The organism is Neobacillus rhizosphaerae (assembly GCF_937468385.1).
In the GTDB taxonomy this organism is placed as follows: Bacteria; Bacillota; Bacilli; order Bacillales; family Cytobacillaceae; genus Neobacillus; species Neobacillus rhizosphaerae.
The window spans coordinates 1-23,268 of sequence record NZ_CALBWS010000008.1 but is presented as its reverse complement, the minus strand read 5'-3'; the positions used below and the strand labels follow the sequence as shown (position 1 = coordinate 23,268).

Sequence of the window (23,268 nt, the reverse complement as noted above, 5' to 3'; positions counted from 1 at the left end):
AGGACAAAATAAAATACAGATGTTCAAAAGAAAACACTTCATTTTCATGAATATCTTGTGATAAAATCAATCGGTAATTCTACTTCAAATCTGGTGGGTGAGTCACATGCTCTCTTCTTTTAAGAGACTGCTAATTGGCCGGCCGTTAAAATCGACGGCTTTAGGCGAACAAAAATTAAACATTTTTAAGGCGTTGGCGATTCTGTCATCCGATGCTTTATCATCAGTGGCTTATGGGACAGAACAAATTCTAATTGTACTGTCCACCATTAGCGTCATCGCGTTTTGGTACTCTGTACCCATTGCAGCAGGCGTTTTATTTCTGTTAGCAGCGCTCATTGTATCTTATCGACAAATTATCTATTCTTACCCTCATGGTGGTGGGGCATATATTGTTTCAAAAGAGAACCTGGGTGAGAAAGCGGGATTAATTGCGGGCGGATCGTTATTAGTTGATTACATATTGACAGTGGCTGTCAGCATATCGGCAGGTACAGCAGCCATTACATCGGCTATTCCAACTTTACATCAACATACCGTTTTGATTGCCTGCATTCTAGTCGTTTTCATCACCATTTTAAATCTTCGTGGCTTAACAGAATCGGCGACGATATTAGCCTATCCAGTCTATTTATTTGTGGTCGCGATTTTCCTTCTGATTGGTGTTGGTGTTTATAAAATATCGACAGGAAATGTTTCTCCAACTGTTCATCACGCACCAATCGGGGCACCGGTTCAAGGGATTACCTTATTCTTGCTGCTTCGGGCCTTTGCTTCGGGCTGTTCGGCCTTAACAGGGGTGGAGGCAATCTCTAATGCGATTCCAAACTTTAAAGACCCGGCACCAAAGAATGCCGCGAAGACGTTAATTCTAATGGGCTCGCTCTTGGCTTTATTATTTGCTGGGATTACCTTCCTTGCTTATTATTATGGCATTGCCCCGAGTCGTGATGAAACAGTGGTTTCACTAATTGCCAAGGAGACGTTTGGACGCAATTATCTTTACTTTTTTATCCAAGGCACAACAGCCGTGATTTTAGTGCTCGCAGCCAATACCGGTTATTCGGCTTTTCCATTATTAGCGTTTAGCCTGGCAAAGGATAAGTATATGCCAAGGATGTTTACGATTAGAGGTGACCGCCTCGGCTATTCGAATGGAATCGTTTCACTGGGGGCAGCTTCTATTTTACTTATCATTGCATCTCAGGGGAAAACGGAGCACTTAATCCCTCTTTATGCGGTGGGAGTATTTATTCCGTTCACGTTGTCTCAAACAGGGATGATTGTGAAATGGTTTCGTGAAAGGCCAGCTGGATGGCTGGCAAAGCTTAGTGCTAATTTAGTTGGTGCGCTTATTACCTTAACTGTGTTACTCATTTTTTTCATAACAAAATTTGGTCAGGTATGGTTTGTGGTTATCTTTTTACCATTAATTGTATTGCTCTTCTTAAGGATAAATAAGCATTATGAGGCAGTGGGAGAACAATTAAGGATTTATCCGGAACATCCAGCCATTCCGATTGAGGGAAATGTCATTATTGTACCGGTAGCAGGGATTACCAAGGTTGTTGAAAACTCTATTAATTATGCCAAGTCATTAACGGATCAAATTTTTGCTGTGTATGTTTCTTTTGATCGTGAAGATGAGAAACGATTCGAAGAAAAATGGGAGAAGTGGCAGCCAGATGTTCGGCTGGTAACCTTGCAATCCCACTATCGTAGTGTTCTTCAGCCATTATCCAAATTCATTGACACTGTTGAGCATAAAGCAAGTGAAAATAATTATCAGGTAACGGTGTTGATTCCGCAATTCATAACTAAAAAGAGCTGGCACAATATTTTGCACAATCAATCAAGCTTATTAATCCGTGCCTATCTTATTTTTAAAAAGAAAGTTATTGTGGCCACACTGCCCTATCATTTAAAAAAGTAAATAATGGCAGTTTCTCGATGAGCTCTTTTGTGATAAAATAACCTCATAATTTAATATAACTGGTTTTCTAGGGTTCCGTGGCTTTAACTGGCCAGACTGGTCCGAGAGAAAACGCACAGGAAATGAGCGGATTCAGTCATACGTTTCCCAACGGGGACGTCCGTTTTCTGTGGCCACGGAAGGATAAAAGCCTGGGAGAAATTATCGATTACCGATATTTCTTTTTGGCTTTTTTTTTGGAAATAATAGAGATTTGATTGGAAGGGAGTTTTGAAAATGAATTTTTTGATTGAGAATAAATGGGCAATATTGGTAGGGCTTGAGGTGCTAGCGTGGTCATCAACCTTCTTACTGCTATATGCAAGATATGGTCTAAAATCGAACTTCTGGTTCAAGGTAGCGACGGTTCTATTTGCGTTAACTGGGGTGATTCCACAGGTGTTGATGGGAATCATCAATTTTATTTCAACGAAGAAAGTAGATTTGTTTACCTTAATCATTGTTTTGCTCATCATTTACGGTTTTACACTTGGGAAAAAGCAGGTTAAAAAGCTGGACACATGGGCCCAAGCGAAATTTTCAAAAGAAGAAAACCACCGTGCTTAATCGGTGGTCAGATTGTCGAGAAAGGGTATATTTCTCGGCAATTTTTTATTAATGGATTGTCCCTGCTAACTGGCCTGTTGATTTCCGCTCCGGGCACTCGCTTTCCGCGGGGAGGTCCGGGAGCCTCCTCGGCGCCTTTGGCACCTGCGGGGTCTCCCGTGGCCTCTCTATCCCGCAGGAGTCGAGTGCCCTCCGCTCCAAACAACAGGGGGGCAAAATCAACCTAAAGAATTGCAACACACTTTTTCTAACCTGGCTAAGTGTGTCGCTATCTTTTTTTTATTTTGGCAGGCTGCCATAAGTATAGTCTGTTCACTTGCATTCTTTAATCCCAGTAACCGGCAGTAGCGAAGCCCATGCAGCTCTTTTGAGTCTGCGAAGCTTCGCTCAATTTTTTCCTTTCTAAATTTATAAAGCAATTTCCCGATTTAGATAAGCGATTTAACCTTACCTATACCGTAAAGATAACCAATAAACATCATTTTAAACAAAATTAGTGAATCAGATGGGCGGCCGTTATCATCACTATAATAAGGGAGAACTTTTTCAAGAAGAAACGAAAAATCAATATATTTATCAATCAAACGAAGGTGGTGATCATCAGGAACTAATTCATCAATAGACACGAATCCTTTGGCTAGACTCTTTTGGCTTAAACATTGATTTCACCACTTATTTTTTATTATTTATTAGTTGAGTGGAAGGTCTTTATTGAAAAACACTCTGTTGATTGGAGCGGAAGGCGCGAAGACTCCTGCGGGAATACGGGGCTGGGGAGACCCCGCAGGAGCGAAGCGACGAGGAGGCTCCCCGGCACGCCCGCGGAAAGCGAAGCGCCTGGAGCGCAAATCAACAGACCTGTTGTAAGGCCTATATATTAACAATATTATTATAATAAATTAACGCGGTGTATTGTTAAAGAAAGCGAATAAAAAAAGGCTATCGAAAGTTTTTCGACAGCCTGACCACCGTGCTTAATCGGTGGTTTTCTTTGTTTTCTTGATTAAAAAATAGATGGCTCCTAAAACAACAGCTGCAATAATAGTCGGCACTACATAGGGCTGTGCGAATTCCTTAATATGTGACCAATTGCTGCCTAATACCTTCCCTAAATAAAGGAATAGAATGGTCCACGGTAATACAGCAGCCACGGTATAAAGCGTGAATTTTGAGGCAGGCATTTTGGCGATCCCTGCGGGAATGGAAATCGCATGTCTGACGAAAGGGATAAACCGAGCCGAAAAAATGACACCAGCTCCATATTTTCTAAACCATTGTTCGGCAATGTCAATATGTTTCTTTTTAATAAGGACATATTTCCCGTATTTCTCTAAAAACGGACGACCGCCATAGTAACCTGCCCAATATAAAAACAATTGGGCAATCGTTCCGCCTACAGTACCGGCAATAACGGATCCTACAAAATTGAGATGACCCTGTGAAATCATATAGCCGCCATAGCCTAAGACAATTTCACTCGGGATAATCTCTATCATTAATCCTAGAGCAATGCCTAGATATCCTAATTGTGATAAGAACTCTAAAATCGTTTTAATAAATTCAGTCATAGCACACCTTCGCTTATGTATTATATTTGTAACTGAACATTTTTTACTGTCCAGCCCCAGCGCCCTGCGGCTAGTGTACTTCGCCCTTTTCCCTATGATAAGTCAACATCGGAGGGCTAACGCTCTCCGTGTTTCCTTCATCTCAGTCAAAGTGCTCCAGTCCATACGTCGCTAAACGAGCGCTTGCGCTTTTCTTTTTAGTGTATACCAGTTTGTCTTATAATGAAATAAATATGGTAATTTCCCTTTTTTTATACCCGTTTAATCAAAAAACAGCGGAAACCGCTGCCTATTACTTACTGACTTAACGCATTTTCAGATGAAAACATATAGGTTTTATGATGAAAGCGGATGCTGTAAACAAGACCCATGGCGAACATATTCCCCATAAGTGAGCTGCCGCCATAGCTGATGAATGGCAACGGAATTCCAGTGATTGGCAGCACTTGGATGGTCATACCAATGTTTTGGAAGACATGAAAGGTAAGAACACTGATAATGCCTGCGCAGACATAAGTATTAAATGGGTCATTTGTATCTAAAGCAGTCTTGATTAAATGATAGATAAGTAGAAAGAAGAGACCAATCACAATACTGCCGCCGACAAAGCCATACTCCTCGCCTATGACGCTAAAAATAAAATCAGTATGGGCTTCCGGGATATAAACCTCACGATTGCCAAATCCCTTGCCGGTAATCAGTCCTGATCCAATGGCTCTTAACGATTTCATTAAGTGATAGCTTGCATCTGTAGCATGATTATATGGATCAAGCCAAGCATAAATTCGTTTAAATTGATAAGTTTGCACATGGAGATATTTTTCAAGAAAGTCCGGCTTTATTAAAACAAGGTAGAATATAAGGGCTGCTAGGGAAGCACCAGCACTGTATATCGGTAAAATAATTTTCCATGAAATACCGGAAACAAAGATAAGCCCTGTTAGTATCGATAGGATAACGAGTCCTGTCCCTAGGTCTGGTTGTAGCATGATTAATCCTAGTGGTACTGCTGTTGTGATTCCTAATTTCAGAAGTAAAAAGAAATCGGTTTTCAGCGATTTATCTAGATGCTTTTCTTGGTGTGATGTAATAACACGGCTTAAGGCCAATATTAAAAAGGTTTTGACGAATTCCGAGGGCTGAATCTGCCCGATTCCTTTTATGATAAACCAGCTCTTCGCTCCATTTCTTACAGGAGCGATTGATTCTGGGGCAACGTAAACGGCAATTAGTAAAATAAGACCGAAGCCATATAAAAACCAGGAAAGTCGCTTATATTGATAGCCGTCGATCAAAATGGAAACAGAAATGATCGCAGCTCCAACAATATACCAAGCGATTTGCATGACCAAAAAATTATTCCCATATTGTCCGGAGGCTTGGGCGCTATAAATGGCGGCACAGCTAACGAGGAAAAAGAGAAATAACAATAATGTTAACGTCCAATCAAAACGCTCCGCTTTTTTCTTGTTTTTTTCCATCGGACACACCCACTTTTTCTCCAATTACAGTCGCCAATAGCCGCTATTGGAAACACTTTTCCCAACCTGTAATTTATTTCAGACTAGCTAAGAAATGGTTTGACTACAATACATTGAGGTAATATAAAACAATGCCTTATTAATATAACGAATTACCCAGCTGAAAGGTTTCATTTTCTTAATAAACGTAAATGGCGTTCCACGCCACCATCTTCTCTGGAAATACCACATCATTCAAAGACTAAGTCTAGCTTAATACACGCGGTGTGAGCACAGCTAAGCTTCTACGGATTCGTTTTTGCGTCGCTTCGCCCCTTTTCCTTACAAGCCATTACTACACGAGATGTTTTAAAAACATGGTCGCGATTCCAAAATAGATGAGTAAGGAAAAGATATCATTTAAGGTTGTAATCAATGGTCCCGACGCCACCGCAGGGTCGATTTTTAAACGGTAAAGAATAAGCGGTATGATTGTCCCTGCAAGTGTCCCGATAATAAGGGTAAAGAAAAGGGAGATACCGACAACTGCACCTAAAATCAGATTCCCCTGCCAGATATAAGCGATAATGGAAATTAAAACTGCGCACGTCACCCCGATTGTAATACCAACGCCAAGTTCGCGTGCGATTAAACGAGTAATTACTTTCTTGTCAATATCGTGAGAAATGAGTCCTCTAACAACGACTGCCAACGACTGGGTTCCTGTATTCCCGGTCATACCGGCGATCATCGGCATAAAAAATGCCAGTGCTACGACCTGCTGAAGGGTTTCCTCAAAGCTTGAAATGATTCTTCCAGAGATAAGTCCGATAAACAACAGTAAAATCAGCCATGGAAGCCGTCGTGCAGCCGCAACAAATGTCTTCGTTTCAAAATCAATCGATTTCCCGGATGCTGATAATTTTTCAATATCCTCATTAGCTTCCTTGATGACGACATCTATAATGTCATCGACAGTCACAATTCCGACAAGGACATTGTCCTCGTCGACGACCGGGATGGCTAAGAAGTCATACCGTTGCGCCATTTGCGCGACAATCTCTTGGTCGGTTGTAACCGCAACGGAAATGACGCGTTCATACATAATCTTGCTGATTTTTTCCTCGGGCTCTGCTAAAAGTAAATCTCGATAGGAAACGACACCAACCAACTTCCGTGCTTCATCAGTGACATACAGGTAGTTAATCGATTCGGCAAATTCAGCGAAGATCTTAAATTTATCGACGGCTTCTCTAACGGTAAAATAGTCGCGAATCCAGACAAAGCGGTTTGTCATGATTCTACCCGCTGTTTCTGGCGGGTAATTCATAATGCCTCTTACAGCATTCGATTCTTCTGTTTTCATCCCTGATAGGAGGGAAGCTTTTTTCTCTGGAGATAATTCATTTAACAACAAAGCCAGATCGTCATTATCCATTAAATCAAGGACTTTACTGGACTTCTCAATTCCAAGTATGTTCAATAGACCCAGCTGTTCTTCCTTCTCTAGCTCCTCCATGAGGTCGGCGAGGACGTCAACTTTTAAAAATAGGAGAAAACGACCTTTATGCTTCTCCGGTAGTTCTTCATAAATTTTCGCCACATCATAAGGCTGAAGCTCCTCAAGTATCGCTTCAAATTCCGTTTTTTTGTTTTCCTTTAATGTTTTGATAATATAAAGGTTAATTTCATCTTGTGACATATCTTTAATCAAACTTGTCACACTCCTTTCTTCCAGTGGGTTGATAATAATTTTTTCAATAGTAAATAGATGAAAAATGATTGAAAACAATAAATAGTAGGCAGAACTATAAAATAGTATGTGTAATCAAGAAAAGAAAATAGAAATATTTCAAATTACTGCCGATAATTTGCAATCGAGAAAAGGGATGACCGCGATGTTAATCAAACTTATTATTTGTAAAAGAATTGAAATAAGCTTATTGACCTATTATTTGATAAAATAAGGAAGTATTGAAAATATCATTTGGCAGTTGGATGGAAACTGTCTTTTCTACATAAATTTTACAGTTGATCGGAGGAGTTTGGCTTTGAAAAAGCATCATCAAGACATACGGGATCTCATCTATGTCCATTTAAACCAAACAGACCAGTATGTATTGTCCTACGGTATCGAATTCGGTGAATTTGCTGCTGCTTTTTCAGGTTCATTAAATCAATTGCTGCTACTCGCACACCGCTTTGATGACGCTGATTTTAATATGCATACACAACTCGAATATTGTCCAGAAGAAAGAATTAACAAATTATCACAAGAAGATGTTTATGGGTACGGAAATTTCTGCTGGATTGATTTCATTGAGGAAGAAGTTTTGAATGAACTTTCAGGCCAGGAAATAGCTGAATTACTGTATCTAGGCCATCGGAAGACGCATTTAAAGGTTCCTTTTTATAATAAACTAGGCAACCGCTTTGTTTATCTGGCTCATGATGATGGCTGGTATAACAAAATCTATTACCGAAGCTTTAAGGATTTTTTCCATTTACTAAGTGAAGTGATTGCCGGCAAGCTAGGGGAGCTTAAGTTGGAAAAATCCATTCTCGGAATTAGGAAAAAACGTGTCTATCCACAGGTGAATAAGGAAATTTTGCTTTCGTTGACACCCTTCATCAAAGAAGGAATTTGTCTTTCTTTAAGGGATGCGGACCATCAACGCACACGGATTGAAATTCCCATTTGGGTGATTGGTGATTTCGCAAATATGGATGATATGTATGAGGAATACGAACAAATCTCCAATAAGCCCTGCCATGCCAAAATCATCTTTGATAAAAAAACAAAAGAATGGAAACTGAATGTCATTTAAATCTCTCCCATTGCGGAGAGATTTTTTTTAAGATATGAAATTTTTGGCTTTGAAAATTGTCCAGCGCCAGGCGCCAAGCACAGTAACTGTCGGATAAGAGACAATAACTGTCTTACGAGCATCGATTACGGGTGCTTACGCTTTTCTAATACTATAAAAATTTATAACATTGGACTTCGAGAAATGTCCAGCTACAGGCGCCATCGGCTAGTGTACTTCGCTCTTCTCCCTACGATAAGTCAACATCGGTTCGCTCCGCTCACCGTGTTTCCTTTATCTCAGTCGAAGCGCTCCAGTCCATACGCCGATAGGCGGGCGCCTTACGCTTTTCTAATTCCGATAGATTGTTTTGAAGCAAGCTGTATTATCATAAAATAATCAAAAGGAAAAAACATAAAAAACAGGGAGTATAGATTTCTATCTTCATTAATTAAGTGTTAAAATAAAACCGTGAATGAGAAAATGGAGGTTTGTTTCGTATGAAAACAAAACTAGGTTTGTTATATGGAGGAAAATCCGCTGAGCATCAAGTGTCCTTACAGACAGCATTAGCGGTTATTAAAGCATTAGACCTTGAAAAATTTGAAATTCATCCTATTTATATAAATGTTGAAGGGCGTTGGATTAAAGGGCCTCAACTCACAGAACCGGTTGAACATGTGAAGGCATTAGAGTTTTCTGAAGGCAATCAACTTTCACCCTTATCATTGGCCCCGGCGCTATTTCAAGCGGAACAACAAGAAAGACAACCGCTTGATGTTATTTTTCCATTGTTGCATGGACCAAACGGCGAGGACGGAACGGTGCAGGGGTTATTAGAACTGTTAAACTTGCCGTATGTAGGAAATGGGGTTCTTGCTTCAGCTGCGGGAATGGATAAGGTAGTCATGAAAAATATCTTTGCGCAGGCGGGCCTCGCGCAAGTGAACTATGTTGCTTTTATTAAAAGCGAATGGGAGTCTGCGAAGGAAGCTGCTTATGCGAAGGTCGAAGCAGAACTTGGCTATCCTTGTTTTGTAAAGCCAGCGAATCTCGGTTCGAGTGTAGGGATTAGCAAATGCAGGAATCAGGCTGAGTTAGAGGCCGCTTTCGTGGAAGCTTTTCAATTTGACCGTAAAGTGATTATCGAAGAGGGTGTTGTTGCCCGTGAAATTGAGGTAGGGGTGCTTGGAAATGATGATCCGGAATGTTCTGTTGCCGGTGAAATCGTTCCGAAAATGGACTTCTACGATTATAAAGCGAAGTATGAAGATGGTGAAACGGCACTCATCATCCCAGCTGAGATATCCGATCAGGAATATGAAGAATTGAAGGAAATGGCGGTACGGGCGTTTAAAGCATTGGATTGCTCCGGACTAGTGCGGGCCGATTTCTTTTTGACAAAGGAAGGCAAAGTGTTAATCAATGAGGTAAATACGATGCCAGGCTTCACACCATTTAGCATGTTCCCGCTTTTGTGGAAGCACACCGGGGTGGAGTATCCGCAATTAATTGAGCGTCTTGTTGGTCTTGCTCAAGAGAGACATGCGGTAAAGCAAAATATTAAATACACCTTTTAATCATACTAATATGAGAATACAACAACGACAGACACGGCTAAGCGTCGTGTCCGTTTCTATTTTAGAAAAGCGGAAAGGCCCGGTTAGCGAAGTATAAAGAAATTATGATAGTTTATTTTTAAAAATAGAGGAGGATCAAGATGATCAAACGATCCCTAAGGCAGATTGCCGCGATGATTTCTGCCGAAAATGATAGCAGCTCTTATTCTGATTTGATGGTCGAAGGAGTAACGATTGATTCCCGTAAAATAGCAACAGGAAACTTGTTTGTTCCGATTATAGGAGACCGTGTTGACGGACATAAGTATGTAGAGGAATCTATTCAAAGGGGAGCAGCTGCCGCCCTTTGGCAGAAGGGTGTTCCCAATCCGCCCATGCATTTGCCAATCCTTATTGTGGAGGACTGCCTTGCAGCCCTGCAGGAATTAGCACGAAAGTATCGGCAAGAATTGCCTGTTAAGGTAGTTGGAATCACGGGAAGTAATGGAAAAACAACAACGAAGGATATGACCGCCGGCCTTTTATCCATACAATATAAGGTGCAAAAAACAGAAGGGAATTTTAATAATCACATCGGTCTTCCGTTAACCGTTTTAAGCTTGAACGAGGACACAGAAATTGCCGTCCTTGAGATGGGGATGAGCGGTAGAGGAGAAATTGAATTCCTGACAAAACTTGCCCGTCCAGATGCCGTTGTCATTACAAATATCGGCGAATCCCATCTTCTTGACCTTGGCTCAAGAGAAGGAATAGCAGAAGCAAAGCTTGAGATTCTCCAAGGACTCAAGGAAGGTGGGCTGGCTGTACTAAACGGCGATGAGCCGCTTCTGATGGAACGGATTCAACAAAGCAAAGGGAATGTCCAAATTCAAACCTTCGGCAGAAGTGAAACCAATGATGTATATCCATTAGAAATCACCCAGATGGAACAAGGAAACAGCTTCAAAATCAATACATCACACGCGTCCTTTGAACTACCGGTTCTTGGCACCCACAATATCTTAAATGCGCTTGCCTCGATGCTAATTGCTCATCATTTTTCAATCCCGTTTGAAAAAATGAATGCAGGATTAGCCAGTATTAAGCTGACAAATATGCGAATGGAGCTTGTCGAAGGCAAGCTCGGGGAAAAAATTATTAATGATGCCTATAATGCCAGTCCGACTTCGATGACGGCGGCCGTCGAATTAGTATCAAACCTTCAGGGATATGAGCAGAAAATTCTTGTTCTTGGTGACATGCTTGAGCTTGGCCCGCAAGAGGAACAATACCATTTGCAAATTGGCGAAGCCTTGAACGCAAATAAAATTGATTATGTGTTTACCTATGGTAGCTTAGCCGGACATATTGCGCGAGGTGCGGCTGCAGTTCTAGGAGAGAAAAGAGTGCTCGCGTTTACAGATAAAGCCGAGCTCATTCATGAATTAGAGCGTCGTGTAAATAAAAACACGTTGGTTCTTGTAAAGGCGTCACGCGGAATGAAGCTAGAGGAAATCGTCACTTCCTTACAAAAGAAGTGACGAAAAAAGCGCAAGCTCCTAAGCGCAGGAACTAGACATTTCTCGAACTTCAATGATATAAATTTTGATATTATGAAAAAGTTGACCTAATTGGCAGGTGAGCAAGAATGATTGGCTGTTTATTTCTTCATGGCTTTACGGGTTCTCCTGATGAAGTAGAGCCGCTTGCCCGGTATCTGCAGGAAAGGACGGATTGGAAGTTGTCTGTTCCTACGCTGCCTGGACATGGCGAACCTGGCTCTTTAAAGGGGATCCACTATCAAGAGTGGATTGATTGTGCTGAGGGAGAATTAAAAACTCTTATCGACACCTGTGATGAGGTATATGTGATTGGTTTTTCGATGGGAGGTCTGATTGCCAGTTTTCTGGCTGCTCATTATCCTGTGGACAAGCTAATACTGCTAAGTGCTGCTGCCTACTATATAAATCCACGGCAGCTGGCTCGTGATATTAAAAGGATGATTAAGGAATCTTTTAGTGGAAACTTGCAGGATAATGAATTATTTCTGCGCTATAAAAGAAAGATAATAGAAACCCCACTAACGGCAACATTACAATTCCGTCGGCTTGTTTCCTTTATTAGACCTATACTGCATCAGGTAGAAGTGCCGACCTTAATTGCCCAAGGGGAGCTTGACGGGATTGTGCCGCCCAAAAGTGCTGAATACTTGTATCGGACCATTGGAGCAAAACAGAAAAAGCTCATGCTAATAAAGCAATCGAATCATCTTATTTGTCACTGTGAGGAGAATACTGCCCTGTTTTCTCAAGTGCTGGAATTTTTGATGAAGCGGTAAGACCGGTTTCGGACTTAAGTAAACTTGTCTTTATTGCAATATACTAGCAATAGTGGTATGATAATCATCAACGTGTCTTAAGAACGATAAATAAAGGGCATACTCTTTTGGAGGAATGTCTTTTTTTTGGTAAAATAAACAAGAAGCTATTACCGCATTTTGATTTTGATGCGTGTGGAATATATTCAGCACTTTTGCAAAAATATTTTCAAATAGATGAAGGAGAATGAAAACATTGACGAAGTTTGAAGAATTAGGCCTAAGCCAGGCCACTTTAAAGGCTGTCCTCAAAATGGGTTTTGAGGAAGCAACACCAATCCAGGCAGAGACGATTCCATTGGGTTTGAAAAATATTGATTTGATCGGGCAAGCTCAAACTGGAACAGGTAAAACAGCTGCATTTGGAATTCCATTGGTAGAAAAAGTTGATACGAAACAGGATGCCATCCAAGGGATTATTATCGCGCCAACACGTGAACTTGCGATTCAAGTATCAGAGGAGCTTTATAAAATTGGTTCCGGTAAAAGAGTTCGCGTACTCCCAATTTACGGCGGACAAGACATCAGCCGCCAAATCCGATCATTAAAGAAAGCACCTCATATCATTGTTGGTACTCCAGGACGTGTATTGGATCATATTAATAGAAAAACGATGCGCCTTGATACAGTTAACACAGTGATCCTTGATGAAGCAGATGAAATGTTAAACATGGGCTTTATTGAAGACATTGAATCTATCCTTGCTTCAACACCTGCAGACCGCCAGACGTTGCTATTCTCAGCAACAATGCCAGGGCCAATTCAAAGAATGGCAGAAAGATTCATGAGGGACCCGCAAATCGTTCGTGTTAAAACGAAAGAAATGACCGTTCCTTCGATTGAACAATATTACCTTGAAGTTCAAGAAAGAAATAAATTCGATGTGTTAACAAGACTTCTTGATATTCAATCACCTGAACTTGCGATTGTATTTGGCCGGACAAAGCGCCGTGTCGATGAGCTATCAGAAGCATTAACCTTACGAGGATATACGGCAGAAGGGATCCATGGCGATTTAAGCCAGGCAAAACGTTTATCTGTCCTTCGTAAATTTAAAGAAGGAACGATCGATGTCCTTGTAGCAACGGACGTAGCCGCAAGGGGACTTGATATTTCTGGAGTTACCCATGTATATAACTTTGATATCCCGCAGGATCCAGAAAGCTATGTGCACCGTATTGGCCGTACAGGCCGTGCCGGTAAAAAGGGTATCGCATTAACCTTTATTACACCGCGTGAAAAGTCATATCTAGCAGTTGTTGAAAAAACAACAAAACGCAAGATGGAAAAAATGAAGGCTCCAACGCTTGATGAAGCATTAGAAGGACAACAAAAAGCGGTTGTTGAAAAAATTGTCCAAACGATTGAATCGAACAACTTACATTATTACAAGGCAGCAGCTCAAGAATTACTAGAAGAAAATGATGCATCAACAGTTATTGCGGCTGTTTTGAAAATGTTAACAAAGGAACCGGATACGACACCGATTAAGTTGACGGAAGAACAGCTTCCACAAAAGAGAGACAGAAAACCACAAGACCGTGACCGTCGCAGAAGAGACGATTCTAGAGGGTCGTATAGTGGGGATCGTAACAGAAAAAAGGCACCGGTCAAGCCAAGAAGTGGTGAAAAAAGAACTGGTGGAAAAACATCAAAGCCAAGAAGCTTTAATCATCAATAAATAGAAAAGCGGAAGCGCAGTAAAGAGCATGGACAACGTTGTCCATGCTCTTTTGATTTCTCTCATTAATCTTCATCATCCTCAGGCAATGATTTCTTGACCGTTAATCGATTGGAATAAATAAATTGGGAGTGGTACTTTTGTTCGAACTATTTGTATACTAAACATATTGGAAGGCTAAGAATAAGGAGGGAAGGCATGGTTTCCCAACCGCAAAAAAGCGGTATTTTGCCGTCCCAATCGTCATTGTTGCCCTTATCTTATTTTTGAGTTAAAAATCCTAGGATGGCGATGATGATTATCGCTGCCCAAATCAGAACTTTCAAAGGGGATTGGAAGGAAATGGCCTTCCTCTTGTTTCCGGCCCAGTTTGCCGTGCTTTTGATGGAATCAGAAAAGTCCCTTTTATTAAAATAAGGAATCGCCCCAAGTAAAAAACCGCCAAATAATCCGAACAGATGGGCAGTAATATTTATATTGGGCTGTAAAAAGGTCATAATCAAACTGATGACACAAAGGGTAAGAATAATTTGTGAGTTTTGCTTGGATAGCCAATGTTTTCGAAACATGATGATGGCAATATAATAGCCAAACAGTCCAAATATGGCACCGCTTGAGCCAACGTGGGTATAGGTTAATGGCTCAAGCAGAAGCGTGGCCACATTGGCGATCAGTCCGGAAAGAAGATAAACGAATAGAAACCTGCCACCGCCAAGTATTCGCTCAAGCGCGGGACCAAATAACACAAGTGAAAAACTATTAAACAGCATATGAGTAAAGCCGCTATGCATAAAGATCGGTGTAATCAACCGCCAATATTCCCCTTCCATAATATAAAGGTTTACCCCTGAAAGGGTTTCAAAGAACCAATAGTTTGGGAAGATTGGTAAAACGGTTAATAAGTATAAGGCTAAATGAATGGTAATAATAGTAGAAACAACTGGATAAAAGCGAATAAACTCGCGAAAGCTTTCGGTTCTGGTAAACATGATAAACCTCCTTTCATTAACATCATAGACTTAATTTCTATCTTGTACACTAATATGCTAACAGAAATTTAATTAGAAGGAAGATGCATTATGATAAAAGGGATTGGGATTGATATTATAGAACTTTCCAGGGTGCAGGAAATCATCAACAGACAAAGAAAATTTGTTGATCGTGTGTTAACTAGTAATGAAAAAGGGAAGTTTGAAGAGTTATCGGAGCACAGGAAAGTTGAATTTTTAGCAGGAAGATTTGCAGCAAAAGAAGCTTTCTCAAAAGCGGCTGGGACAGGTATCGGGAAAGAACTGTCATTTTTAGATATTGAAATTGGAACGGACGATTCCGGGAAACCGTTTTTTGCAAAACCAGATGTTCCAGCCCATTTGTCAATCTCCCATAGCAGAGACTATGCTGTTGCACAGGTGGTCATTGAGGAATAACATTTTTTAATAAATATAAAGAGCATGGCAACCTCATAAGCATATTCCCCTAGGTTGTCTCATATATTCATAGGGAAATAGGAGAGACAAGGTCAGCTATAATCCTTCACTACCTTTCTCTTCTTATAATCATATGAAATGAGACAAGAAGGGGTTGAAGGAATGAGGAAAAAGTTGTTGCTGCTTATGACAACACTGAGTGTCATCTTACTACTCGCAGCCTGTGGCTCTAAATCACAAGATGATGTGGTAAAGGAGTTAAAGAGTAAACAGGGGGACTTAACCAGTTACAAGGTGAAAGCAAAAATGACGTTGAAAATGGGCTCAGATTCACAGATTTATAACGTGGAAATTTGGCACAAAGATCCTACCTTCTATCGGGTGAATTTGAAAAATGCTGAAAAAGACCAAAGTCAAATGATTTTACGAAATAACCAAGGGGTATTTGTCCTAACTCCTGCACTAAATAAGAGCTTCCGTTTCCAAAGCGATTGGCCGCAAAACAGCAGTCAGGCGTATTTGTATGAATCACTAATAAAGGATATCGTCATGGATAAAAGTGCCAAATTCTCTACCACGAAAGACTATTATATCTTTGAAACAAAAACCCGTTATCAAAATAATAGCATGCTTCCATTCCAAGAAATTAAATTGAATAAAAGTGACTTATCACCTGCCGTTGTAAAGGTAATGGATCCCGACCGGAATGCTCTTGTAACTGTCGAATTTTCAAAGGTAAAATTTAATACGAACTTTGACAAGGACGATTTCGATATGAAGAAGAACATGACGCGTGCCCAGCTTGGGCTACCTGCCATGGCGAATGGTAAGGATAGTGCCTTTACCGTTAAGTATCCGACGTTTGAACTTAAAGGAACGAAGTTTATCGGAGAAAAAGAAGTCAAGATTGAAGATGGGAAGAGGGTTGTCCTTACCTATGACGGTAAAAAATCATATACACTTGTTCAGGAGAAGGTAACGGTGAAAGTAGCATCTTCCACTCCAACCTATGTGGAGGGGGATATCGTTGACTTAGGTATGACGATTGGAGCCGTTTCTGACCATTCAATTTCTTGGTCTCATGACGGAATAGATTACATGATTGCCTCGAAGAACCTTACCAAGAATGAACTGATTGAGGTAGCAAAATCGGTTCAAGGCGAAGCGGTTAAATAACATGATTCATTTTGCAGATTCTTTTATTAGGGTCTGTTTTTCTGTGGAAAAGGGGCGGAGCGCCGCAAAAATGAATCACTTTAACCAGTTAAAGTGAAATACCCATTTCACTAGACGAAAGATGTGAAGCCTAGCTCTGCTCTCACCGCCTTTATTAGGTGACTACGGCTTGTTCTCTAAATTTATTTCCATGGTAGGGTTGGGAGTTGAGGCTCATGATAGTTTTTTATGAAATTATATCGAAAGGCAGTTTGCGCTTTTTTGTGGTAAAATGGGATAATGTTTTAATTAATATTAGGAAGTGTAAATATGGAAGAGCAGGGATATTTCTATCGAGATACATGGGCAGAAGTGGATTTAGATTGCATCTCTGAGAATGTTGCCCTTGTAAAAAAGCATCTGCCTCAGAATGTTGGCGTTATTGCGGTTGTCAAAGCAAATGCTTACGGTCACGGGGATGTTCAGGTAGCAGAAACCGCACTTACAGCAGGGGCAGTTTATTTAGCAGTAGCCTTTATGGATGAAGCGATGGCCCTGAGAAATAAAGGAATTAGCGCACCGATTCTTGTTTTAGGAGCAACGCGTCCAACAGATGCACACGTTGCGGTAAAATATAAGATCACCCTTACTATTTTTCAAGAGGAATGGCTGCAAGAGGCGAAAAAGCATATTCAAACAAATGAAAGACTGCTTATTCATATTAAAGTAGATACAGGGATGGGGAGAATCGGAGTTCGAAGCACAGATGAATTAAGAGCAATCGAGAGGATCGCGGCTGAAGATGAACGCTTCCATCTTGAAGGGATTTATACGCATTTTGCAACAGCTGATGAATTAGATACAACTTATTTTGAGGAACAGCTAGCTCGATTTGAAAACATAGTCAGTGCATTGTCGGAACGACCAAAGTATATTCATTCCAGCAATAGTGCAGCGGCCATCCGTTTTCCAAAGGCCTATTTTAACACAGTCCGGCTTGGCATTGCCATGTATGGGTTAACGCCGTCACTTGAAATGGAAAAGGAAATTCCTTTCCCGCTAAGAGAGGCATTTTCACTTAAATCACGGCTTGTCCATGTGAAAAAACTGCAAAAGGGAGAAAAGGTTAGCTACGGGGCAACCTATGAAAGTACGGGAGAAGAGTGGATCGGCACTATTCCAATTGGTTATGCAGACGGCTGGATTCGTAGATTGCAGGGGCAAGAAGTGTTAGTGGATGGCAAACGTTCGCCAATTGTCGGCAGAATTTGCATGGACCAATGTATGATTCTACTCCCATACGATGTTCCGGTTGGAACTACGGTGACACTCATTGGCGGGCAGACGGAACAATTCATTTCAGTTAATGAAATTGCTGAAAAACTTGATACGATTAACTATGAGGTACCATGTATCATTGCGAATCGTGTTCCGCGTCTTTACAAAAAAGGTGGAGAAATTGTCGATTTAAAAAATTATCTTCTTAACGATAAATAGGCGTATTTTTAAAAAATCGCACATATTTATGATATTGCGATGATTTTGTGCATAAAAGCAGCTTTTATTGGCTTATAATACAGTAGAATTATATTTAGTCTATGCATTAAGTGTGTTTAGTGTTATTATAAAATATGGTATAGATAAAGAAAACTCGCCGATTGGCGAAGACAAAGGTTTAGTTGAATTATGCGTTCAGAATTTAGGAAATAAATTCTGATTAGCGAAAAAATGGTGTGTAGTGATGGTGGAGGTGTATGTTTGTGTCTGAAATCGGCGCAACTACGGAAATCTTAGTGAAGTTACCGCAACATCTTTTAACTGAATTAGATGGTTTTGCTAAGCAAGAAAATGTAAACCGCAGTGAGTTTATCTATCAGGCAACAAAAATGTATTTGCGCGAACGAAAAAAGAGACAAATTCGCGAGTCCATGAGACGTGGATACATGGAAATGGCAAAGATTAATCTTGGGATTGCATCTGAAGCCTTTCAAGCAGAATATGAGGCAGAACACACAGTTGAACGTCTTGTAAGTGGGGGATAATCTTTTGATTGTCAAGCGTGGTGACGTTTATTTCGCGGACCTATCCCCAGTTGTTGGTTCTGAACAAGGCGGCGTCCGTCCTGTACTTGTCATCCAAAATGACATCGGGAATCGGTTTAGTCCCACAGTGATTGTTGCAGCGATTACAGCTCAAATTCAAAAAGCGAAGCTTCCTACTCATGTAGAAATTGATGCGAAGCGCTACGGATTTGAACGAGATTCAGTCATTCTGTTAGAGCAAATTCGTACAATTGATAAGCAGCGGTTAACCGATAAAATTACCCATCTCGATGATGAAATGATGGAGAAAGTGGATGAAGCCTTGCAGGTAAGCCTAGGTCTCATCGAATTTTAGTTTAAAACACGCTCTTTTTAGAAAGAGCGTTTTTTCGTACATATCCTGACCTTAATAATTCTGCTTAAAGGCAAGCTATTGCAGCTTGCTTTTCTTTTGTGTGGAAAAGGGGCGGAGCTGGTTCGTTTAATGAAACGACGAGGCTATTTTGATACAATAAGAATATTATCGGAATGGAGGATTGTTTTGTGAATGATACAGTAAAAGATGATCAGCTGTTAGGTAAAATTGCCGCTGAACAAGCGATTTCCTATAAACAGGTGAAAAGTGTTATTTCGTTATTGAATGAAGGCAACACCGTACCATTTATTGCTCGGTACCGTAAGGAAATGACGGGTGCCCTTGATGAAGTGCAGATACGAAACATCATGGACCGCTGGCAGTATATCCAGAATCTTGAACAAAGAAAAGAAGAGGTTCTTCGCATCATTGCAGAACAAGGAAAATTAACAGCTGAACTGAGTCAATCCATCACGAATGCAGAAAAACTTCAAGAGGTTGAAGATTTATATCGTCCATATAAACAAAAAAGACGAACAAAGGCGACTATTGCTAAAGAAAGAGGTTTAGAACCGTTTGCAAAATGGCTGATGACATTCTCTAAAGAAAGCATCGATGAAAAAGCACGGGAATTTCTATCGGAAGAAAAAGAAGTCCCTACAATAGAAGATGCCATTGCCGGCGCGAAAGACATCGTCGCTGAATGGGTATCGGATGATGCCGATAGCCGCAAATGGATTCGTAAAGAAACATTTAGGTCAGGTGCTGTTGTTTCTGTAGTGAAAGATGCAGAAAAAGACGAGAAAAATGTTTACGAAATGTACTATGAGTATGAAGAGCCGGTAAACAAAATTGTTCCCCATCGAAGCCTTGCCTTAAATCGTGGGGAAAAGGAAGATATTCTTCGGGTTTCAATTAAAATGAATTCCGATTTAATTATGTCTTATCTCGCGAAAAAGTGGATCCAAAAGGAACATTCTCCAGTAGCACCTGTTGTCAATGAAGCGATTGAGGATAGCTATAAAAGATTAATTCAGCCCTCAATTGAACGGGAAATTCGCAGTGAGTTAACGGAAAAAGCCGAAGAACAAGCAATACATATATTCTCTGAAAACCTAAGAAATTTGTTGCTTCAGCCGCCGTTAAAAGGAAAAGTAGTCATCGGTGTCGACCCTGCTTACAGAACAGGTTGTAAATTAGCGGTCGTTGATGAAACAGGTAAGGTGTTGAAAATCGATGTTATCTACCCGCACCCACCAGTTTCAAAAACAAAAGAAGCGCGCGAAAAGTTTATAAACCTTCTGCGTGAATATAAAGTAGAAATGGCAGCTATCGGAAACGGCACGGCCTCACGAGAAACAGAGCAGTTTGTTGCAGATATTTTAAAAGAAATGAAGGATGAAATCTTTTATCTAATCGTAAATGAGGCCGGTGCCAGTGTTTACTCAGCCTCTGATTTGGCAAGGGAAGAGTTCCCGAATTTCCATGTTGAAGAAAGAAGTGCCGTCTCAATTGCCCGCCGTTTGCAGGATCCGTTAGCTGAATTGGTAAAAATAGACCCGAAATCCGTAGGGGTCGGCCAGTACCAGCATGATGTTTCCCAGAAGCGGCTTTCTGAATCCTTGCATTTTGTCGTTGAAACGGCGGTTAACCGGGTCGGTGTCAATGTGAATACTGCGTCCTCCTCACTTTTGCAGTATGTTGCTGGGCTAAATAAAACGGCTGCAAGCAATATTGTTAAAAAGCGCGAAGAGGAAGGGAAATTTACTAGCAGGGTTCAATTAAAGAAAGTACCGCGTCTGGGCGCAAAAACCTATGAACAGGCCATTGGTTTCTTACGTGTCCTAGATGGAAAACAGCCGCTAGACCGAACGGGAATTCATCCGGAAAATTACGATGAAGTGAAGAAGCTATTGGTAAGTCTTGGTTTTACAACCGATGATCTTGGTTCGGAAGAGTTGATGGCTGCCCTTAGCGGTCTTGAATTAAAATCTGTTGCTGGAGAACTTGCCATCGGTGAATTAACCTTAAAGGACATTATTGATGCCTTAGTAAGACCGGAACGAGATCCGCGCGATGATTTACCACGTCCTCTTCTGAAAAAAGATGTTCTAAAGTTGGAGGACTTGAAGGCAGGTATGGAGCTTCAGGGAACTGTTCGCAATGTTGTTGACTTTGGTGCATTTGTCGATATTGGTGTAAAACAGGATGGGCTTGTGCATATTTCAAAGCTGAGCAATCGATTTGTAAAACACCCATTGGATATTGTATCTGTTGGTGATGTTGTTACGGTTTGGGTAGATTCAGTCGATATGAAAAAAGGTCGCGTTGCATTGACTATGCTGGCGCCATCATAGACAAGGGAAAACACTGCATTTAGGAGCAGTGTTTTTTTCTGTAAAAAAACCAGCATTGATTTAATAGCTTGATCTGATAGCGGTCCTTCTCATAGAAAGCTCTTTGCATTTGGTTTTGCAACCAAGTTGGCATTAGTAAAACCTCCCGAAATACATCATCGTTAAAGGTATATACAATATATGCTATAATAGGTTGTCACGTTCGGTAAGAAAGTGAGGGCCTCTAAAATGGAAGAGAGAGAACTCCAATCATTGGTTGAAAAGATATCGGTTGCTTCATTTGGAAAACCGTTTAAGCATCAAGCTTTGTTTAATCCTAGATTAAGGTCAACGGGTGGAAGATACCTTCTTGGCACGCATAATATTGAAATAAATAAAAAGTATTTAGAACAGTTGGGTGAGAAAGAATTAATCGGGATTATAAAGCATGAGCTATGTCATTATCATCTTCACCTTGAAGGAAAGGGTTATCAACATCGAGACCAAGAGTTTAAACAATTATTGAAAAAAGTAGGGGCACCGCGTTTTTGCACACAACTCCCTGATATGAAAATGAAACATACACATAAAAAAATCTTAATATATCAGTGCGCAAAATGTCAGCTTTCATATAAGAGAAAAAGAAGCATTGATACAAGCAGATATGTGTGTGGAAAATGTAGAGGTAAATTGATGAAAATTAAAGAAGAAATCCTGTTATAACAGGATAAATTGGAAGAAACCTTTATCGAAAAAGGATATTGACTTTCGCCTTTTTCGTCTTTATAATGTAAAGAGTCGATAAGGTAACTACCTTATTGCATTGAATTTTTCCGCAGTAGCTCAGTGGTAGAGCTATCGGCTGTTAACCGATCGGTCGTAGGTTCGAGTCCTACCTGCGGAGCCATTTCGGGGAAGTACTCAAGAGGCTGAAGAGGCGCCCCTGCTAAGGGTGTAGGTCGGGTAACCGGCGCGAGGGTTCAAATCCCTCCTTCTCCGCCATAAAAAAACGGCCCCTTGGTCAAGCGGTTAAGACACCGCCCTTTCACGGCGGTAACACGGGTTCGAATCCCGTAGGGGTCATCAGGAGCGGGGAATGATTTCGAGTTCATTTCCTGTTTCTTATTCTTATTATATATTGGGCTATAGCCAAGCGGTAAGGCATCGCACTTTGACTGCGACATGCGTTGGTTCAAATCCAGCTAGCCCAGCCATTTCTTTTTTGAGTTTATAATTATTAATGTGCGGGTGTGGCGGAATTGGCAGACGCACCAGACTTAGGATCTGGCGCCGCAAGGCGTGGGGGTTCGACTCCCTTCACCCGCACCAATCATTTCCACTTGCGTTAAAGTGGATAATCTGTTATGATTATTTTTGTCGCTAATTATTATGCGGTCGTGGCGGAATGGCAGACGCGCTAGGTTGAGGGCCTAGTGGGGGCAACCCCGTGGAGGTTCAAGTCCTCTCGGCCGCACCAAAAAAAGTTATTGACATGCCAGACTGAGCATGATATGATTTAAAAGTTGTTTTTAAAAAAATGCGCCCGTAGCTCAATTGGATAGAGCGTCTGACTACGGATCAGAAGGTTGTGGATTCGACTTCTTCCGGGCGCGCCATTTTATCGGGAAGTAGCTCAGCTTGGTAGAGCACTTGGTTTGGGACCAAGGGGTCGCAGGTTCGAATCCTGTCTTCCCGACCATTCAAAAAAATATGCGGGTGTAGTTTACTGGTAAAACCTCAGCCTTCCAAGCTGATGTAGTGGGTTCGATTCCCATCACCCGCTCCAAACTTTAATTTGAACTTGTTCTTTGAAAACTAAACAAACAAAAACGTCAACAAACAAAAATTATTAGTTTCAATTGAAACTAAGCCAACGTAACTTTTATGAGCTAATCAACTTTCTTGGAGAGTTTGATCCTGGCTCAGGACGAACGCTGGCGGCGTGCCTAATACATGCAAGTC

At 40.9% G+C, this 23,268-nt stretch carries 20 protein-coding genes, 9 tRNA genes, 1 rRNA gene, 1 pseudogene and 1 riboswitch; of the genes and pseudogenes, 24 read left to right on the top strand and 7 right to left on the bottom strand.

Features of this window, described 5'->3' with window-relative positions:
- Positions 1-106: 106 nt before the first annotated feature.
- Both M5A78_RS08455 and M5A78_RS08450 read left to right on the top strand, forming a co-directional pair.
- On the top strand, positions 107-1,933 hold the full coding sequence (locus tag M5A78_RS08455; RefSeq protein WP_248734844.1) for an APC family permease: 1,827 nt from the start codon (positions 107-109) through the stop codon (positions 1,931-1,933).
- A gap of 56 nt (positions 1,934-1,989) precedes the next feature.
- A riboswitch (guanidine-I (ykkC/yxkD leader) is annotated at positions 1,990-2,133 on the top strand.
- A gap of 76 nt (positions 2,134-2,209) precedes the next feature.
- On the top strand, positions 2,210-2,539 hold the full coding sequence (locus tag M5A78_RS08450) for a hypothetical protein (protein ID WP_248734843.1): 330 nt from the start codon (positions 2,210-2,212) through the stop codon (positions 2,537-2,539).
- A gap of 218 nt (positions 2,540-2,757) precedes the next feature.
- Here M5A78_RS08450 and M5A78_RS08445 read toward each other — a convergent pair.
- The 5 genes and pseudogenes from M5A78_RS08445 to mgtE all read right to left on the bottom strand — a co-directional run.
- Positions 2,758-2,990, bottom strand: a pseudogene (locus tag M5A78_RS08445) (transposase); the annotation flags it as partial.
- Positions 2,968-3,165 (bottom strand): hypothetical protein, encoded by a 198-nt coding sequence (locus M5A78_RS08440; protein ID WP_406603679.1) that lies wholly within the window; start codon positions 3,163-3,165, stop codon positions 2,968-2,970. The gene M5A78_RS08440 and the pseudogene M5A78_RS08445, both read right to left, overlap by 23 nt.
- 348 nt (positions 3,166-3,513) lie before the next feature.
- Entirely contained in the window at positions 3,514-4,107 is a 594-nt protein-coding gene (locus M5A78_RS08435) for a DedA family protein (protein WP_248734842.1), read from the bottom strand.
- Between the two features lie 296 nt (positions 4,108-4,403).
- The gene (locus M5A78_RS08430; RefSeq protein ID WP_248734841.1) at positions 4,404-5,588 is read right to left on the bottom strand and encodes an FtsW/RodA/SpoVE family cell cycle protein; all 1,185 of its coding nucleotides are present in this window, start codon (positions 5,586-5,588) and stop codon (positions 4,404-4,406) included.
- A 334-nt stretch (positions 5,589-5,922) separates the two neighbouring features.
- The gene (gene mgtE / locus M5A78_RS08425) at positions 5,923-7,269 is read right to left on the bottom strand and encodes a magnesium transporter (protein ID WP_406603681.1); all 1,347 of its coding nucleotides are present in this window, start codon (positions 7,267-7,269) and stop codon (positions 5,923-5,925) included.
- Positions 7,270-7,618: 349 nt separating this feature from the next.
- Here mgtE and M5A78_RS08420 point away from each other — a divergent pair, with 349 nt between their 5' ends.
- The 5 genes from M5A78_RS08420 (at position 7,619) to M5A78_RS08400 (ending at position 13,991) form a co-directional block, all read left to right on the top strand.
- Positions 7,619-8,395 (top strand): hypothetical protein, encoded by a 777-nt coding sequence (locus M5A78_RS08420; RefSeq protein WP_248734839.1) that lies wholly within the window; start codon positions 7,619-7,621, stop codon positions 8,393-8,395.
- 479 nt (positions 8,396-8,874) lie between these two features.
- Positions 8,875-9,954 carry a D-alanine--D-alanine ligase gene (locus tag M5A78_RS08415; protein ID WP_248734838.1) on the top strand — a complete coding sequence of 360 codons (1,080 nt, stop codon included), beginning with the start codon at positions 8,875-8,877 and terminating at the stop codon, positions 9,952-9,954.
- Between the two features lie 140 nt (positions 9,955-10,094).
- Positions 10,095-11,474: a UDP-N-acetylmuramoyl-tripeptide--D-alanyl-D-alanine ligase gene (locus M5A78_RS08410; RefSeq protein ID WP_248734837.1), complete on the top strand. Its 1,380-nt coding sequence runs from the start codon at positions 10,095-10,097 to the stop codon at positions 11,472-11,474.
- A 107-nt stretch (positions 11,475-11,581) separates the two neighbouring features.
- Positions 11,582-12,271, top strand: coding sequence for an alpha/beta hydrolase (locus M5A78_RS08405; protein ID WP_248734836.1), 690 nt, complete (start codon positions 11,582-11,584; stop codon positions 12,269-12,271).
- A gap of 235 nt (positions 12,272-12,506) precedes the next feature.
- Entirely contained in the window at positions 12,507-13,991 is a 1,485-nt protein-coding gene (locus tag M5A78_RS08400) for a DEAD/DEAH box helicase (protein ID WP_248734835.1), read from the top strand.
- Positions 13,992-14,251: 260 nt separating this feature from the next.
- Here the strand turns inward: M5A78_RS08400 and M5A78_RS08395 are convergent, their stop codons facing one another.
- The gene (locus M5A78_RS08395; RefSeq protein ID WP_248734834.1) at positions 14,252-14,980 is read right to left on the bottom strand and encodes a rhomboid family intramembrane serine protease; all 729 of its coding nucleotides are present in this window, start codon (positions 14,978-14,980) and stop codon (positions 14,252-14,254) included.
- 90 nt (positions 14,981-15,070) lie between these two features.
- Here M5A78_RS08395 and acpS point away from each other — a divergent pair, with 90 nt between their 5' ends.
- From acpS to M5A78_RS08365, 6 genes are all read left to right on the top strand, one after another.
- Positions 15,071-15,418: a holo-ACP synthase gene (acpS, locus tag M5A78_RS08390; protein WP_248734833.1), complete on the top strand. Its 348-nt coding sequence runs from the start codon at positions 15,071-15,073 to the stop codon at positions 15,416-15,418.
- 162 nt (positions 15,419-15,580) lie between these two features.
- On the top strand, positions 15,581-16,594 hold the full coding sequence (locus M5A78_RS08385) for a LolA family protein (RefSeq protein ID WP_248734832.1): 1,014 nt from the start codon (positions 15,581-15,583) through the stop codon (positions 16,592-16,594).
- 309 nt (positions 16,595-16,903) lie between these two features.
- Entirely contained in the window at positions 16,904-18,070 is a 1,167-nt protein-coding gene (gene alr / locus M5A78_RS08380; protein ID WP_248734831.1) for an alanine racemase, read from the top strand.
- A 263-nt stretch (positions 18,071-18,333) separates the two neighbouring features.
- A complete protein-coding gene (locus M5A78_RS08375) occupies positions 18,334-18,615 on the top strand; it encodes a CopG family ribbon-helix-helix protein (protein ID WP_248734830.1) in 282 nt (93 codons plus the stop codon).
- A gap of 4 nt (positions 18,616-18,619) precedes the next feature.
- A complete protein-coding gene (gene ndoA / locus M5A78_RS08370; RefSeq protein WP_007083556.1) occupies positions 18,620-18,970 on the top strand; it encodes a type II toxin-antitoxin system endoribonuclease NdoA in 351 nt (116 codons plus the stop codon).
- Positions 18,971-19,143: 173 nt separating this feature from the next.
- Positions 19,144-21,327 (top strand): Tex family protein, encoded by a 2,184-nt coding sequence (locus M5A78_RS08365; protein ID WP_248734829.1) that lies wholly within the window; start codon positions 19,144-19,146, stop codon positions 21,325-21,327.
- A gap of 19 nt (positions 21,328-21,346) precedes the next feature.
- Here the strand turns inward: M5A78_RS08365 and cmpA are convergent, their stop codons facing one another.
- Positions 21,347-21,460 carry a cortex morphogenetic protein CmpA gene (gene cmpA / locus M5A78_RS08360; RefSeq protein ID WP_248734828.1) on the bottom strand — a complete coding sequence of 38 codons (114 nt, stop codon included), beginning with the start codon at positions 21,458-21,460 and terminating at the stop codon, positions 21,347-21,349.
- A gap of 95 nt (positions 21,461-21,555) precedes the next feature.
- Between cmpA and M5A78_RS08355 the strand changes: the two genes are divergently transcribed.
- The 11 genes from M5A78_RS08355 to M5A78_RS08305 form a co-directional block, all read left to right on the top strand.
- Complete coding sequence (locus M5A78_RS08355) at positions 21,556-22,029, top strand: SprT family protein (protein WP_248734827.1); 474 nt, start codon at positions 21,556-21,558, stop codon at positions 22,027-22,029.
- A 109-nt stretch (positions 22,030-22,138) separates the two neighbouring features.
- Positions 22,139-22,213, top strand: a tRNA-Asn gene (locus M5A78_RS08350).
- 4 nt (positions 22,214-22,217) lie between these two features.
- Positions 22,218-22,308, top strand: a tRNA-Ser gene (locus M5A78_RS08345).
- 9 nt (positions 22,309-22,317) lie between these two features.
- Positions 22,318-22,389 (top strand) — tRNA-Glu (locus M5A78_RS08340).
- 56 nt (positions 22,390-22,445) lie between these two features.
- A tRNA-Gln gene (locus M5A78_RS08335) sits at positions 22,446-22,520 on the top strand.
- A gap of 30 nt (positions 22,521-22,550) precedes the next feature.
- Positions 22,551-22,635, top strand: a tRNA-Leu gene (locus tag M5A78_RS08330).
- A gap of 62 nt (positions 22,636-22,697) precedes the next feature.
- Positions 22,698-22,783 (top strand) — tRNA-Leu (locus tag M5A78_RS08325).
- A 62-nt stretch (positions 22,784-22,845) separates the two neighbouring features.
- A tRNA-Arg gene (locus tag M5A78_RS08320) sits at positions 22,846-22,922 on the top strand.
- A gap of 6 nt (positions 22,923-22,928) precedes the next feature.
- A tRNA-Pro gene (locus tag M5A78_RS08315) sits at positions 22,929-23,005 on the top strand.
- A gap of 13 nt (positions 23,006-23,018) precedes the next feature.
- A tRNA-Gly gene (locus M5A78_RS08310) sits at positions 23,019-23,092 on the top strand.
- A 113-nt stretch (positions 23,093-23,205) separates the two neighbouring features.
- Positions 23,206-23,268 (top strand): 16S ribosomal RNA (locus tag M5A78_RS08305); the annotation flags it as partial.

Bases quoted from the DNA above. Each gene is read 5' to 3' on its own strand.
- M5A78_RS08395 (WP_248734834.1), bottom strand. From the start codon at position 14,980: ATGTTTACCAGAACCGAAAGCTTTCGCGAGTTTATTCGCTTTTATCCA.
- M5A78_RS08365 (WP_248734829.1), top strand. From the start codon at position 19,144: ATGGAGGATTGTTTTGTGAATGATACAGTAAAAGATGATCAGCTGTTA.
- acpS (WP_248734833.1), top strand. From the start codon at position 15,071: ATGATAAAAGGGATTGGGATTGATATTATAGAACTTTCCAGGGTGCAG.
- M5A78_RS08435 (WP_248734842.1), bottom strand. From the start codon at position 4,107: ATGACTGAATTTATTAAAACGATTTTAGAGTTCTTATCACAATTAGGA.
- cmpA (WP_248734828.1), bottom strand. From the start codon at position 21,460: ATGCCAACTTGGTTGCAAAACCAAATGCAAAGAGCTTTCTATGAGAAG.
- M5A78_RS08385 (WP_248734832.1), top strand. From the start codon at position 15,581: ATGAGGAAAAAGTTGTTGCTGCTTATGACAACACTGAGTGTCATCTTA.
- M5A78_RS08455 (WP_248734844.1), top strand. From the start codon at position 107: ATGCTCTCTTCTTTTAAGAGACTGCTAATTGGCCGGCCGTTAAAATCG.
- alr (WP_248734831.1), top strand. From the start codon at position 16,904: ATGGAAGAGCAGGGATATTTCTATCGAGATACATGGGCAGAAGTGGAT.
- M5A78_RS08405 (WP_248734836.1), top strand. From the start codon at position 11,582: ATGATTGGCTGTTTATTTCTTCATGGCTTTACGGGTTCTCCTGATGAA.
- M5A78_RS08415 (WP_248734838.1), top strand. From the start codon at position 8,875: ATGAAAACAAAACTAGGTTTGTTATATGGAGGAAAATCCGCTGAGCAT.
- M5A78_RS08355 (WP_248734827.1), top strand. From the start codon at position 21,556: ATGGAAGAGAGAGAACTCCAATCATTGGTTGAAAAGATATCGGTTGCT.
- M5A78_RS08410 (WP_248734837.1), top strand. From the start codon at position 10,095: ATGATCAAACGATCCCTAAGGCAGATTGCCGCGATGATTTCTGCCGAA.
- mgtE (WP_406603681.1), bottom strand. From the start codon at position 7,269: ATGTCACAAGATGAAATTAACCTTTATATTATCAAAACATTAAAGGAA.
- M5A78_RS08430 (WP_248734841.1), bottom strand. From the start codon at position 5,588: ATGGAAAAAAACAAGAAAAAAGCGGAGCGTTTTGATTGGACGTTAACA.
- M5A78_RS08450 (WP_248734843.1), top strand. From the start codon at position 2,210: ATGAATTTTTTGATTGAGAATAAATGGGCAATATTGGTAGGGCTTGAG.